Genomic DNA, 11,932 nt, shown 5'->3' on the forward strand with positions numbered 1-11,932 from the left:
AGAATGGGCATGCCACCGGAGACAGAGATGCTTTCAAGCCTGCTGGCCTTCCCGCCCCGCGAAAGCGCCTACAAGCGCAAGTTTTTGAACAACACGGACGAAAACCTCTTCATGGGGTCGTTCGAGAGCTTCGCGGCGGCCGAAGCCGGCGCGCCGCCCAGCAAGGCCGTCGGCTATGCCAATGCCGACGCGGGCGAGCTCTACAGCCCGCAGATCTATTTCTACGACTATCCCGGCCTCTTCTGGCTGGGCCGCTCCATCGATGCGGGCCTGACGCGCGTGTTCGACCTGGGCGGGCACGTCGGCATCAAGTACTACGCCTTCCGCCGCGTGCTGACCTATCCCGACACCCTGCGCTGGACGGTGTGCGACGTGCCCGGCGTGGTCGAGAGCGGCCGCGCAATGGCCGTCAAGCGCGAAGCGACCGGCCAACTGAGCTTCACCACCGACTACCGCGATGCGAGCGGCTGCGACGTGCTGTATGTCTCGGGCAGCCTGCAGTACCTGCCGACACGCATGGACGCGATTCTTTCCTCGCTCGCCGTGAAGCCCCGGCGCATCGTCATGAACACCACGGCCGTGCACCCCGAGCGCACGATCTACACGCTCAACAGCATCGGCGTGGCCGTGTGCGCCTACCGCATCCAGCACCACGACGAGCTGCTGGCCGACCTGGCACGCTCCGGCTACCGCAAGCGGGACGTGTGGCGCAACGAGGGCAAGCCGATCGAGGTGCCCTTCGTCGACGGTGGGGACAAGCCCTACTACGCGGGCTGCTGCTTTGACCTGATCGTTTGATTCGCCCCCATCGGCTTGTCGCGGGGGTGAGCCCAGGCGGCCCTTGTCAGACGGCGAACAGCGAATCCAGATCCGCAAAAGACTTCAGCTCGATGGCGTTGCCCGACGGGTCGAGAAAGAACATCGTCGCCTGTTCGCCGGGCTCGCCCTTGAACCGGATGTAGGGCTCGATCACGAACTTCGTCTGGCGCGCGATGAGCTTGTCGGCCATCGCCTGCCACAGGTCCATCGGCAGCACGGCGCCGAAGTGGCGCACGGGCACGTCGTGGCCGTCCACGGCGCTGTGCGACTTGTGGCCGCATTCGTCGGGCGCCAGGTGCGCAACGATCTGGTGGCCATGGAAGTTGAAGTCGACCCACTCGGCCGAACTGCGGCCTTCCGGACATTCGAGCAACTCGCCGTAGAAGGCGCGTGCCTCGGCGATGTCGCGAACGGGAAAGGCCAGGTGGAACGGGATGCGTGCAGTGGGCGTATTCATGGGGTTCATCGTTCAAGGAGTTCAGGGTGAACGAACTCTAAGCAGCGAGCCACATAACCGAAAACGATATATTTCGACGCTGAGCACCACCAATTTCGATGAATAAAAAATGATCACCGAGCTTCGAACCTTCATCGCCGTGTGCCGCCACGGCACCTTCGCCGCAGCGGGAGAGCGCATCGGCCTCACGCAATCGGCCGTCAGCAGCCAGATCAAGCGGCTCGAGGAATCGCTGGGCTTCCCGCTCTTCGATCGCACGGGCCGCTCCGCCACCTTGAATGCAGCGGGCGAGACGACGCTGGGACGGGCGGAAGAAATCTGCGCGCTCTACGCCGGGCTCGGCGAGCTGCCCGACGACGCGGCGAGCATCGGGCTGCTGCGCATCGGCGCCATTGCGTCCGCGCAGCCGACGCTGGTGGCGCGGGCGCTCGAGAAACTGCGCGCCGGCTTTCCCCTGCTGCGCGTGCACATCTCGCCCGGCGTGTCGATGCGCCTCATGGACGACCTGGACGCCGGCAGCATCGATGCGGCCGTGATCATCCGGCCGCCCTTCGGCATTCTTCCGGAGCTCACGTGGCAGACCCTGGTGCGCGAGCCCTATGTGCTCATTGCGCCGGCCGACGTGCCCGGCAGGAACTGGCGCACGCTGCTGCGCGAACAGCCGTTCCTGCGCTACGACCGCGCGTCGTTCGGCGGGCGCATGGTCGAAAGATTTCTCCAGCGCGAAGGCCTTGTGGTCAGCGATGCCATCGAGGTCGACGAAATCTCCGGGCTCATTCACCTGGCCTCGAAAGGCCTGGGCGTTGCGCTCGTGCCGTGGGTCGAGGCCCACCTTCCGCTGCCGCCGGGCGTGCGCATGCTGTCGCTGGGCGAGTCCACGTTCCATCGCGAAGTCGGGCTGCTGCAGCGCAAGCCGCGGGCCAGCCCGCCCCTCGTGGCGCAGTTTGCGCAGTGCCTGCGCGAAGCGGCCGAACCGGCGAAGGCAGGCCGAAAGAAAGTCTTGACGACCTCCAAAAAGATATTAAAGTGATATCACTTTCAACAGGAGGCCTTCATGCACGAGCAGACCCCGTCCATCCCCCGCCCGGTTCGCAGGGAGCGGCCCTACCGGTCCGTCAACGGATACGGCATCGTCGCCGTGGCGCTGCTGATCCTTGCGGTCGGCGCCTGGGTTCTCGTGCAGCGGATGCTGCCGCTGCCCCTGAGCATCTTGCTGATCGTCGTCGGCGTCGCGCTGCTGCCGGGGCTGTACATGCTCAAGCCCAACGAGGGCATCATCCTCACGCTCTTCGGTAAGTACCAGGGCACCGACCGCGCCGAGGGCTTGCGCTGGACCAACCCGTTCCAGTCGGGCCAGAAGATCTCGCTGCGCGCGCGCAACCTCAACACGCCGCCGCTGAAGGTGAACGACAAGCGCGGCAACCCGGTGGAGATCGGCGCGGCCGTGGTCTGGCGCGTGCACGACACGGCGCAGGCCGTGTTCGAGATCGACGACTACAACAAGTTCGTCGCCATCCAGTCCGAAGCCGCGATTCGCCACCTGGCCACGGTCTACGCGTACGACAGCGGCGACGACCTGCAAAGCGACGAGGTCACGCTGCGCGCCGGCCTCGACGTGGTGGCCGATGCGCTCAAGGCCGAACTGAACCAGCGCTTTTCCAGCGCCGGCGTCGAGGTGCTCGATGCCAAGCTCACCCACCTCGCCTACGCGCCGGAAATTGCCCAGGTGATGCTGCGGCGCCAGCAGGCGGTGGCCATCGTGAGCGCGCGGCACCAGATCGTGGCGGGCGCGGTCGGCATGGTCGAAGCGGCACTCAAGGGGCTGTCGGAGCGCAACCTCGTCGTGCTCGACGACGAGCGCAAGGCCTCGATGGTGTCGAACCTGCTGGTGGTACTGTGCTCGGACCGCGAAACCCAGCCCGTGGTCAACACGGGCACGCTCTACACCTGATGCATCCACGGCACCGCCCTGCTGCCGCCGCTACGTTTTTCCTCTGATGGCCAGTCCCGGTAAGAAGTCCTATCCGCTGCGCATCGATCCGGCCCTGTGGGCCGAGATCGAGCGGCTGGCGGCGCAGGAGCTGCGCAGCGCGAACGCGCAGGTCGAGTTCCTGCTGCGCGAAGGGCTTGCGAAGCGGGGGCGCCTGCCAGCGGTGGATGCGCCCGCCAAGGACGGGGCTCCGCCCAAGCCACCGCGCTAGGCTGGTAGTAACCCCGAATTTTCTGAGGGCCGATTGACAGCCTCGGCCTCTACGATGAAACGGCACCCTTCCTTCATCAGGAGACACACGCCGTGACCACTTTCGCCTCCCGTTCCGCCCTGACCCGCCGCGCCGCCCTGGCGCTGGCCGCTTCCTTCGCCCTCGCCGGTTGCGTCAGCACGCCACCCGCCGCCACCGGCGACATCCACGTCATGACCTCCGGCGGCTTCACCGCCGCCTACAACGAGCTGCGCCCCGGCTTCGAGCGCAGCAGCGGCCGCAGCGTGAAGACGGCCTACGGCGCGTCGATGGGCAACGCCAGCGATTCGATTCCCAGCCGCCTCGGGCGCAACGAGCCGGCCGACGTCGTGATCCTCGCGCGCCCCGCGCTCGATGCGCTGGTGGCGCAGGGCAAGGTCGTGGCGGGCAGCCAGGTCGACCTCGTGCGTTCGTCGATCGGCTTCGCGGTGCGCAAGGGCGCGCCCAAGCCGGACATCAGCACCGTGGACGCGCTCAAGCGCACGCTGATCGCCGCGCCGTCGATTGCCTACTCGGCGAGCGCGAGCGGCACCTACTACGAGACCGAGCTGCTCAAGAAGCTCGGCATCGAAGACCAGGTGAAGCCCAAGAGCAAGCGCATCCTCAGCGAGCGCGTGGGCACGGTGGTGGCGCGCGGCGATGCGGCCCTCGGCCTGCAGCAGGTGAGCGAGCTGCTGCCCATCGAAGGCATCGACTACATCGGCCCGCTGCCCGCCGAGGTGCAGCGCGTGACGGTGTTCTCGGCCGGCGTTGCCACGGCGTCCAAGCAGCCCGACGCGGCGCGCCAACTCATCCGCTACCTCAATGCACCGGCCGCGGCGCCCACCATCGCGAAGACGGGGCTGGAGCCGCTCTCCGCGCGCTGAACGCCGCGCGCCGGTCGCCTCACTTCATCTTGATGACGACCTTGCCCTTGGCCCGCCCCGTCTCGAGGTAAGCGAGCGCGTCGTTGGTCGCGTCGAACGCGAAGACCCGGTCGATGACCGGGCGTATCGCGCCGGCATCGATGAGCGAGGCGATCTCGCGCAACTGCGCTCCGCTGGCGCGCATGAAGAGAAACGAATAGCGCAGGCCGAGACGGCGCGCGCTGTTCCTGGCCTTGGCACTGAGCAGGCGCACGACGAGCTTCACGAACCACGGCGCCTTGATGCCACTGGCAAACGCGGGATCCGGCGGTCCTGAGATCGAGACGAGCGTGCCGCCGCGCCGCAGCACGCGCAGCGACTTGTGCAACGCGGCCGCGTCCTGGCTGTGCAGGACCACGTCGACGCCCTGCAGCACTTTTTCGAAGTCGTCTTGTCTGTAGTCGATGACGGTGTCGGCCCCCAGGCCCTTCACGAGCGCGGTGTTGGCGGCGCTCGTGGTGGTGGCGACGGTGGCGCCGAGCTGCCGCGCCAGCTGAATGGCAAACGTGCCCACGCCGCCCGAGCCCGCCTGGATGAAGACCTTCTGCCCCGCCTTCAGGTTCGCCCTTTCGACGAGCGCCTGCCATGCCGTCAGGCCCACCATCGGCATGCTCGCCGCCTCTTCCATGCTCAGCGTTGCAGGCTTGATCGCCACGGAGGCCTCGGCCACCGCCACGTACTCCGCGAAGGTGCCGATGCGAAAGTCGTCCGCCCGCGCATAGACCTCGTCACCCGCCTTGAAGCGCTGCACGCGCGGCCCGACCCTGACCACGACACCGGCGACGTCGTGGCCCAGCACCAGCGGCAAGCGGTACGGCAGGATGAGCTTGAACTCGCCGTCCCTGATCTTGGCGTCGAGCAGGTTCACGCCGGCGGCGTGGACCTCGACCAGGACCTCGTCGTCGCGCAGCTCGGGCGCGGGCACATCGGCCAGGCGCAGTGCACCCTTCTTGCCGTAGCGGTCGAGGACAAATGCTTTCATGGCGTTTTCTTTCGGGATTGGGCGATCAGTTGTGGCGCCGGAAACAGAAAATCATCGATTCAGATGATGACCGTCATACATAAAAACGAGCGAATGGGGCGGTGTTCGATCAGGCGCGTCAGGCGCCGGCGGGCAGCAGCTTGTCGAGCGCGGCTTCGCGCAGGCGCGCCGACAGCGCCGGCTCGTCGACGGCGCGCGCCAGCACCAGCGCGCCGACCATGGTCGCCAGGGTCACGAGCGCTTGCTCGTGCACCTCGGGCTGGCCCCAGCCGGGCGACTGGCGGGCGATCAGGTCGACCATCGCCTTGATATGCCGGGTCGTGGTGCGGCGCACTTCGGGGGTTTGACGGGGCGTTTCGGAACCGAGCGCCGCCAGCGGGCAGCCGGTGTCCATGCCGTCCTGGTGCTGCTGCGAGAGGTAGCCGCGCAACATGCGCTCCAGCGTTTTTTCGGGCGGCGCGGCGGCCACGACATCCGCGGCCGCGGCGGCTGATTCGGCGCAGGCCCGGCTCGCAGCCTCGGCCAGCATGGCCTCGCGCGAAGCAAAGTGGGCATAGAAGGCGCCATGCGTCAGGCCGGCCTCTTTCATGATGTCGGCCACGCCGGTGCCGTCGTAGCCGTCGCGACGGATCGCCCGGGCGGCCGCGGCCACAATGCGCTCGTGCGAGGCTTCCTTGGCTGCGTTGCGGGCATTGATTTTCTCATTTCGCATGATTTGCATCATATCAACATTGCGCGCGAGGCATGCGGGCGGGTTGCCGCTCTTAAACTGCACGCTCCTGCCTTCCCCACCCCTGACGAACGGACGCCATGACTCACCCGACGCCCTCTTCCGCCCTCGTGAACGCCTTCGCTCCCACCGGCACGCTGCGCGCCTCGATCAACCTCGGCAACCCGATCCTCGCCAACAAGGACACCACCACGGGCGAGCCTGTCGGCGTGTCGATCGACCTGGCCCGCGAGTTCGCGCGGCGGCTTGGCGTGGGCATCGAGCTGGTGGTGTTCGAGAAGGCCGCAGCTTCGGTGGACGCGGTGAAGAACGAGAAGGCCGACATCGGTTTCTTCGCGGTCGACCCTGCGCGCAGCGAAGGGCTGCGCTTCACGGCGCCCTATGTGCTGATCGAAGGCAGCTACCTCGTGGCTGAATCCTCTGCGCTGACCGACAACGCGCAGGTCGATGCGAAGGGCCACCGCATCTCGGTCGGCTCGGGGAGCGCTTACGACCTGTTCCTCACGCGCGAGATCAAGCAGGCCGAGATCGTGCGGCTGCAAGGTGCTGGGCCTGCTCTCGCTGCCTTGCGGGCGGGCGCGGTCGAGGTGGCGGCGGGCATCCGCCAGCTGCTCGAAGGCGAAGCGGCCCGCGCACCGGGCGTGCGTGTGCTGCCGGGGCGCTTCATGGTGATCCAGCAGGCGATGGGGACGCCGGCCAGTCGCGGGGCTGAGGCGCAGGCGCTGCTTTCCTCCTTCGTCGAGGAGATGAAGGCTTCTGGTTTTGTGGCCGATGCATTGAAGCGCCATCGCATCGAGGGCGCGATCGTTGCGCCGTAACTGAACGCTGCTGTTCAGGGCGCGTGCACAGGCCACCGGGTACTTCCCTCCGCGAATGTCCCCCGGGGCTGCGCCCCTCCTCCTTTATTTCGCTGCGGGAAGCACCCAGTGTCCTGTGCCCGCTGGGCGCTGTCGTGGTGCTGGCTGATCAACCACCGCTCTGAATCCGCTCACGTCGATGAGGTGCCTTGCGCAGCGAAATCAAGGAGGAGCCGAAGGCGGGGGACATTCGCGGAGCAAGGTACCGCGTCGGCGGGAGCGACGCCCTGAACATCAAAGCTTGTGCGCCTCCACAGGCCCCTGCGAATAGAACAGGAAGTAGCCCGTCTGCGTCTTGAAGCCGTTCTTCTGCCATCCGGGCGGCACCTTGAAGATGCCGAGCTGGTCGCTCGAGATGCCGACGAAAGACGTGTTTTCCGTGTCGGTGGTGATGCGGCTCCAGCGCTCGCGCGTCACCGGCTGCATCTGCATCTTGGGCTCGCTCCATTCGGGCGTGCGCACCTTGTCGCGCATGATGAAGCGGTCGCCGTCGCGCTCGATCTTGACGACCTCCTTGAGCACGCCGTTGCGTTCGACGGCGTAGACGCCGACCAGTTCGGTCTCGGGTCCGCCGCGTGCGCCGCAGGCCGAGAGCAGCGCCGCGCAGGCCACTGCCAGCAAAGAATTCAGAAGTGTTTTCATGGGATTCGGATGAGGTGACGCATGCACCGCCAGGCAGGCCCGGCGGCACATGCGGGGTTCACGAAAGAAGGCTCAGTTCAACTCAGCCCCACTCAGCGCTTCTGGTTCTCACGCAGCGGCAGCTTGCCCTGGAAGCGCAGTGCGTGCGGGTACTCTTCCTTGCCGCCCGCGTCCGCCGCCGCCATCTTCTGCTGGCTCAGCTGTGTCTTGGCGAGCAGCGGCGCCGGCAGGTTGAGCACGCCCTTGATCTGGTCGTACTGCGCCTGCGTGATGCGCCCCACGCCCAGCAGGCGGAAGGCATCGCGCTCGATGTTCAGCAGCAAGGGCTTGTTGCCCGCGAAGTTCTGCACCTTGGCCAGCAGGTTGCTCCACGACGGCGCGCTGTAGTTGCTCACGTAGTAGTCCTGCCCCGTCGGTCCGGCGAGCACGGCGGTGCAGCCCGGCAGTTCGACCTGCGTGGCGTTGTTCGACATCACGAAGGTCTCGCGCTTTTCCATCGCGTCGCCGTACGCCAGCGTGACGGGAATGGTCCACGTCGAGGCCGGGAACTGGTTCTGGTTGGGGAACGACTCCTGCGTGATGTTGACGTAGGTGCGGTCGCCGGCGCACTGCGCATCGACCGTGAGCAGCGGCACGCCGGTCTGGCGGATGAGGCTGTCGCCGATGTCGCTGACCTTCTTGTTGGTGGCCTTTTCCAATGAGGTCCACAAGCGCGTGGGCGTGACGTTGCCATACGCATAGTCCTTCAGGTAGATCTGCAGGCCCTTCTGCATCGCCTCTTCGCCGATGTAGTTCTGGATCGTCTCCAGCACGTGGCTGCCCTTGTTGTAGACGAAGATCGACGGACTGATGAAGCCGAACGAGCCTGCGTCGTTCAGGTTGCGCTGCACCGGCACCGCCGTGTTCTTCAGGTCGGCCACGATCACGTTGTGCTTGTCGAGCACGTAGTCGGAGAAGCTGTAGTACTCGGGGTGGAACTTGATGGTGGTGCGCCGTTCGAACCAGCGCGCAAACGACTCGTTGAGCCACACGTTGTCCCACCAGTCGAGCGTGACCAGGTCACCGAACCACTGGTGCGCCACCTCGTGCGTGACCACGGTCACCGAGTACAGCGTGGGCTTGTCGCCGGGCTTGGTGAGCACCGCGTCGGCAAACTCGAAGATCGCGCCCCAGTTCTCCATGCCGCCGAAGCCGGTGTTGGGCTTGTTGTCGTAGCTGTCGTTGGCGGCCACGGTGTCGAACTTCTTGAAGGGCAGCGAGATGCCGGTGTACTTGTAGTAGTAGTCCATCGAGACCTTGGTCCACTCCATGGCGAACTTGGCCCAGTCGGAGCGGCCCGGCGGCGTGAACCAGCGCAGCGCCATGTCGGTGCCGTCGAGCGGGTTCTTGAAGGTGTCGGCCAGGATGTCGAACTTGCCGCCGCCGAAGAAGGCCAGGTACATCGGCATCGAGGGCGTCTTCTCGAAGGCCACGCGCTGGTAGCCGTCGGGCAGTTTCACGGCCTCGGTCTGCGCGCCGTTCGACACGGTTTTCCAGTCGCCCGGCACCTCGGCCGAGATCTCGAAGGTGTGGCGAAAGGCCGGCTCGTCCCAGCCCGGGAACCACTGGCGCGCGAAGTTGGTTTCGCCCTGCGTCACGATGGCGTCGCTGCTCACGCCCTCGGGTGTCGAGAGGCCCACCTTGAAGATGCCCGACGCGGCCGAGCACAGCGGGTTCTTCGCGAGCACTTCCGGCGTGCAGTACTCGGCATCGGAGAACTGGATCTTGCCGTCCCACTCCATGTGCAGCAGGTACTTGCCCTTGGCGATCTGGCCGTCGTTCAGGCGCAGCTGCACGAAGTCGCCGCGCGTCTGCGGCGTGGGAATCAGCGGGATCGCCTCGCCCGGCTTGGACACCTTGCGCAGCGTGGTGCGTCCGCGCGCAAAGTTGAGGTCGTGCGCGGCGACGACGATGGCGTCGACCGGCTGGAGCACGTCGATCTCCACGTCGGCGCGGCCCACGAAGGTCTTGAGCGCTGCATCGGGGCGGAACCACAGCTTGTAGTTGACGGGCCAGACCGTGTCGGGAAGCTCCATCGGCCGCGCCGAACGATCGACCGCGGCCACTGCCGAGTCGGGTGCGGCGGGCACGCCGTCGTCGGGTGTCTTCTTGGTGGTGTCGCCGCTGTCGGCCGCGGGTGCCGTGGCCACCGACGGCGCGTTCAGGCCGGAGCCGCCGAACGATGCGCCGCCGCCGCTGTCTCCGCCGCCGCCGCAGGCCGTCAGCGCGGCAAGGGTCACGGCCGTGAGGGCCAGACGATGAACGACAGGTGTATTCAGTGTTTTCATGATCGCCTCTGGGTACGCTTGGTAAGGAACATGCGCCGCACCGCAGGCACCGGCGGATAGCCGGTGATGCACGTGACGCGCGCGGGATGAGTGGAACGACGGGTCAGCAAGAAATGCGGGCAGCACAACGCCCTCCCGGCGAACAGACAGTTCGTCAGGAACGCAGGCTCAGACCGGACCGCACCGCGCGTGTTGCGGTGGTCCCAGAATGCGCGGGGCGAGCGGCGCCATTCCCGTCAGGACGCGGGGTGTGGGGGGAGCGTTTGAACGCGGTGGGGTGTCGCGGGCCGGGCTCAGTGCCCGTGCATCGACACGATGCGTTCACCCGTCAGGTGAACGGCCGGGGCCATGGCGAAAGCGATGGCGACGGCAAGACTGGCTGCGGCTCTTGTGGTTGATTTCACGCGCATTCCCTCGTCCGTTGAAGTGCTCGCAGTTGTAGCTGATCGATGCAATGAGCTCAACGATTCGCGGAACTTTTCTCTCTCCAATTGTTCGCGCGCGATAGGCCGAATGGCGTCATGGCACGCAGCGCGTGCCATGCGATACGAAGATGGTTCTGCGACCGAAACACCTGCTCACGCAGATGACGAAAACACGGGCCGTTCACTGTGACGAAGCGGCCACAGTACGAAGGTTCCAGCCGCGGCGAAGGCTACGAAAGCTGTGAACCAGAGACTGCAGCGGTGCGTTGCGCGCGCTCGCGCCACCACAGCAGAAAGCCGCACGCGAACACCACCACCTGCGTGCCGATGAGCAGCGCAAAGCCCGCGAAGAAACCCGCCGCCGACGAGGCCGCTGTCACCGTGGTGTGTGCTGCACCGCCGCTGTGCGACACCGCGGCGATCACGCCGCCCATGAGCGCCGGCATGAAGCCCGCCACGAGGCTGCCCACGCCGTTGGTCACGCCGAACGCGCTGGCCGTGTGCTCGGCACGCGAGCAATGCTGCACGGTGCTTGGAATGGCCGGGCTCTGCAGGCCCCAGAAGAAGTTGGCGGCCACGAGGCAGGTCGCGGCCATGTACGGGTCGCGCGCGTTGATGGCCAGCAGCACCGACAGTGCCACGCCCGCGCTCGCGCCCATGAAGATGAAGGGCACGCGGTCGCGCCCGAGCTTGTCGATGAGCACGCCGCCCGTGAACACGGCGAGCACCGTCGCGTACTGCGGCAGCGAGGCGATCCAGCCCATCTCGCGCAGCGAGAAGCCGCGCGCTTCGCGCAGGTAGGTCGGCAGCCAGTTGCTGCTGCCCCAGAGGTAGGCCAGCGCCGCCGACGTCAGCAGCGTGATGAGAAACAGGTGCCGCGTGTGCAGCGCGCCCTTCACGATGCCCGCCACGCGCGCCATCGCATCGCCGAGCGACGAAGGCTTGATGCCGTCGCCGTGCCCCGGCGGCATGCGCACGAAGGCCAGCACCAGTGGAATGCCCAGCACGATGTTGAGCACGCCGAGCACATGGAACGAGCTGTCCCAATCGAACTGCGTGAGCAGGTAGCCCACCAGCGGATAACCCACCGCCAGCCCCAGCCCCGTGCCCATGTTCACCAGCGCGTTGGGCTTGCCGTTCTCGTCGCTCTTGAAGTGCGCCTTGATGTACGACGAGGCCAGCGAAAACAGCGGCCCCTCCGACACACCGAGCAGCACGCGCGAGGCCAGCAGCAGGCCGTAGCTGTTGAACATCGGCGAGGCCCAGGTCACCACGCCCCACAGGATGAGGCCGTAGATCAGGCTGCGCCGCACGCCGAACAGCGCCGAGCAGAACGGCGTGAGCACGAAGGCCGAGATGCCGTAGCCGAGCATGAAGGCCGTGGCCAGGAGGCCCTGGCTCACGCGGTCGGAGGGGTCGAGCCCGACGTGCTTCAGAAAGTCCGCATCGGTGATCAGCACCGCGATGTTGATGCGGTCGACGTAAGAGATCGCCACGATCACGAACAGCGTGATGACGCCGTACCAACGGAAGTTCTTGCTCTGCATG

At 66.6% G+C, this 11,932-nt stretch carries 12 protein-coding genes; 6 read left to right on the top strand and 6 right to left on the bottom strand.

Going from position 1 to position 11,932, the window contains the following annotated elements; all coding sequences use genetic code 11:
• The first annotated feature begins 27 nt into the window (after positions 1-27).
• The gene (locus GFK26_RS26760; RefSeq protein ID WP_153284616.1) at positions 28-798 is read left to right on the top strand and encodes a TIGR04325 family methyltransferase; all 771 of its coding nucleotides are present in this window, start codon (positions 28-30) and stop codon (positions 796-798) included.
• A 46-nt stretch (positions 799-844) separates the two neighbouring features.
• Here the strand turns inward: GFK26_RS26760 and GFK26_RS26765 are convergent, their stop codons facing one another.
• Positions 845-1,276 carry a VOC family protein gene (locus GFK26_RS26765; RefSeq protein ID WP_153284617.1) on the bottom strand — a complete coding sequence of 144 codons (432 nt, stop codon included), beginning with the start codon at positions 1,274-1,276 and terminating at the stop codon, positions 845-847.
• 109 nt (positions 1,277-1,385) lie between these two features.
• Here GFK26_RS26765 and GFK26_RS26770 point away from each other — a divergent pair, with 109 nt between their 5' ends.
• The 4 genes from GFK26_RS26770 (at position 1,386) to GFK26_RS26785 (ending at position 4,382) form a co-directional block, all read left to right on the top strand.
• Positions 1,386-2,306 (top strand): LysR family transcriptional regulator, encoded by a 921-nt coding sequence (locus tag GFK26_RS26770; RefSeq protein WP_153284618.1) that lies wholly within the window; start codon positions 1,386-1,388, stop codon positions 2,304-2,306.
• A 24-nt stretch (positions 2,307-2,330) separates the two neighbouring features.
• Complete coding sequence (locus GFK26_RS26775; protein WP_153284619.1) at positions 2,331-3,227, top strand: SPFH domain-containing protein; 897 nt, start codon at positions 2,331-2,333, stop codon at positions 3,225-3,227.
• Positions 3,228-3,273: 46 nt separating this feature from the next.
• Complete coding sequence (locus GFK26_RS26780) at positions 3,274-3,477, top strand: hypothetical protein (RefSeq protein ID WP_153284620.1); 204 nt, start codon at positions 3,274-3,276, stop codon at positions 3,475-3,477.
• A gap of 92 nt (positions 3,478-3,569) precedes the next feature.
• The gene (locus tag GFK26_RS26785; RefSeq protein ID WP_153284621.1) at positions 3,570-4,382 is read left to right on the top strand and encodes a substrate-binding domain-containing protein; all 813 of its coding nucleotides are present in this window, start codon (positions 3,570-3,572) and stop codon (positions 4,380-4,382) included.
• A gap of 19 nt (positions 4,383-4,401) precedes the next feature.
• Here the strand turns inward: GFK26_RS26785 and GFK26_RS26790 are convergent, their stop codons facing one another.
• Together GFK26_RS26790 and GFK26_RS26795 are read right to left on the bottom strand one after the other, a co-directional pair.
• Complete coding sequence (locus GFK26_RS26790; RefSeq protein WP_153284622.1) at positions 4,402-5,403, bottom strand: NADP-dependent oxidoreductase; 1,002 nt, start codon at positions 5,401-5,403, stop codon at positions 4,402-4,404.
• 118 nt (positions 5,404-5,521) lie between these two features.
• The gene (locus GFK26_RS26795; protein ID WP_153284623.1) at positions 5,522-6,127 is read right to left on the bottom strand and encodes a TetR/AcrR family transcriptional regulator; all 606 of its coding nucleotides are present in this window, start codon (positions 6,125-6,127) and stop codon (positions 5,522-5,524) included.
• A gap of 86 nt (positions 6,128-6,213) precedes the next feature.
• Between GFK26_RS26795 and GFK26_RS26800 the strand changes: the two genes are divergently transcribed.
• Positions 6,214-6,951: a transporter substrate-binding domain-containing protein gene (locus tag GFK26_RS26800; RefSeq protein WP_153284624.1), complete on the top strand. Its 738-nt coding sequence runs from the start codon at positions 6,214-6,216 to the stop codon at positions 6,949-6,951.
• A gap of 273 nt (positions 6,952-7,224) precedes the next feature.
• On the opposite strand, the gene GFK26_RS26805 is transcribed toward GFK26_RS26800, so the two are convergent.
• The 3 genes from GFK26_RS26805 to GFK26_RS26815 form a co-directional block, all read right to left on the bottom strand.
• A complete protein-coding gene (locus GFK26_RS26805) occupies positions 7,225-7,632 on the bottom strand; it encodes a hypothetical protein (protein ID WP_153284625.1) in 408 nt (135 codons plus the stop codon).
• A 92-nt stretch (positions 7,633-7,724) separates the two neighbouring features.
• A complete protein-coding gene (locus GFK26_RS26810) occupies positions 7,725-9,959 on the bottom strand; it encodes a M1 family metallopeptidase (protein WP_153284626.1) in 2,235 nt (744 codons plus the stop codon).
• 655 nt (positions 9,960-10,614) lie between these two features.
• On the bottom strand, positions 10,615-11,931 hold the full coding sequence (locus GFK26_RS26815) for an MFS transporter (RefSeq protein ID WP_153284627.1): 1,317 nt from the start codon (positions 11,929-11,931) through the stop codon (positions 10,615-10,617).
• Position 11,932 lies beyond the last annotated feature (1 nt).

It is taken from the genome of Variovorax paradoxus, from assembly GCF_009498455.1.
GTDB classification, from domain to species: Bacteria; Pseudomonadota; Gammaproteobacteria; order Burkholderiales; family Burkholderiaceae_C; genus Variovorax; species Variovorax paradoxus_H.

Bases quoted from the DNA above. Each gene is read 5' to 3' on its own strand.
- GFK26_RS26760 (WP_153284616.1), top strand. From the start codon at position 28: ATGCTTTCAAGCCTGCTGGCCTTCCCGCCCCGCGAAAGCGCCTACAAG.
- GFK26_RS26765 (WP_153284617.1), bottom strand. From the start codon at position 1,276: ATGAATACGCCCACTGCACGCATCCCGTTCCACCTGGCCTTTCCCGTT.
- GFK26_RS26770 (WP_153284618.1), top strand. From the start codon at position 1,386: ATGATCACCGAGCTTCGAACCTTCATCGCCGTGTGCCGCCACGGCACC.
- GFK26_RS26775 (WP_153284619.1), top strand. From the start codon at position 2,331: ATGCACGAGCAGACCCCGTCCATCCCCCGCCCGGTTCGCAGGGAGCGG.
- GFK26_RS26780 (WP_153284620.1), top strand. From the start codon at position 3,274: ATGGCCAGTCCCGGTAAGAAGTCCTATCCGCTGCGCATCGATCCGGCC.
- GFK26_RS26790 (WP_153284622.1), bottom strand. From the start codon at position 5,403: ATGAAAGCATTTGTCCTCGACCGCTACGGCAAGAAGGGTGCACTGCGC.
- GFK26_RS26795 (WP_153284623.1), bottom strand. From the start codon at position 6,127: ATGATGCAAATCATGCGAAATGAGAAAATCAATGCCCGCAACGCAGCC.
- GFK26_RS26800 (WP_153284624.1), top strand. From the start codon at position 6,214: ATGACTCACCCGACGCCCTCTTCCGCCCTCGTGAACGCCTTCGCTCCC.
- GFK26_RS26805 (WP_153284625.1), bottom strand. From the start codon at position 7,632: ATGAAAACACTTCTGAATTCTTTGCTGGCAGTGGCCTGCGCGGCGCTG.
- GFK26_RS26810 (WP_153284626.1), bottom strand. From the start codon at position 9,959: ATGAAAACACTGAATACACCTGTCGTTCATCGTCTGGCCCTCACGGCC.
- GFK26_RS26815 (WP_153284627.1), bottom strand. From the start codon at position 11,931: ATGCAGAGCAAGAACTTCCGTTGGTACGGCGTCATCACGCTGTTCGTG.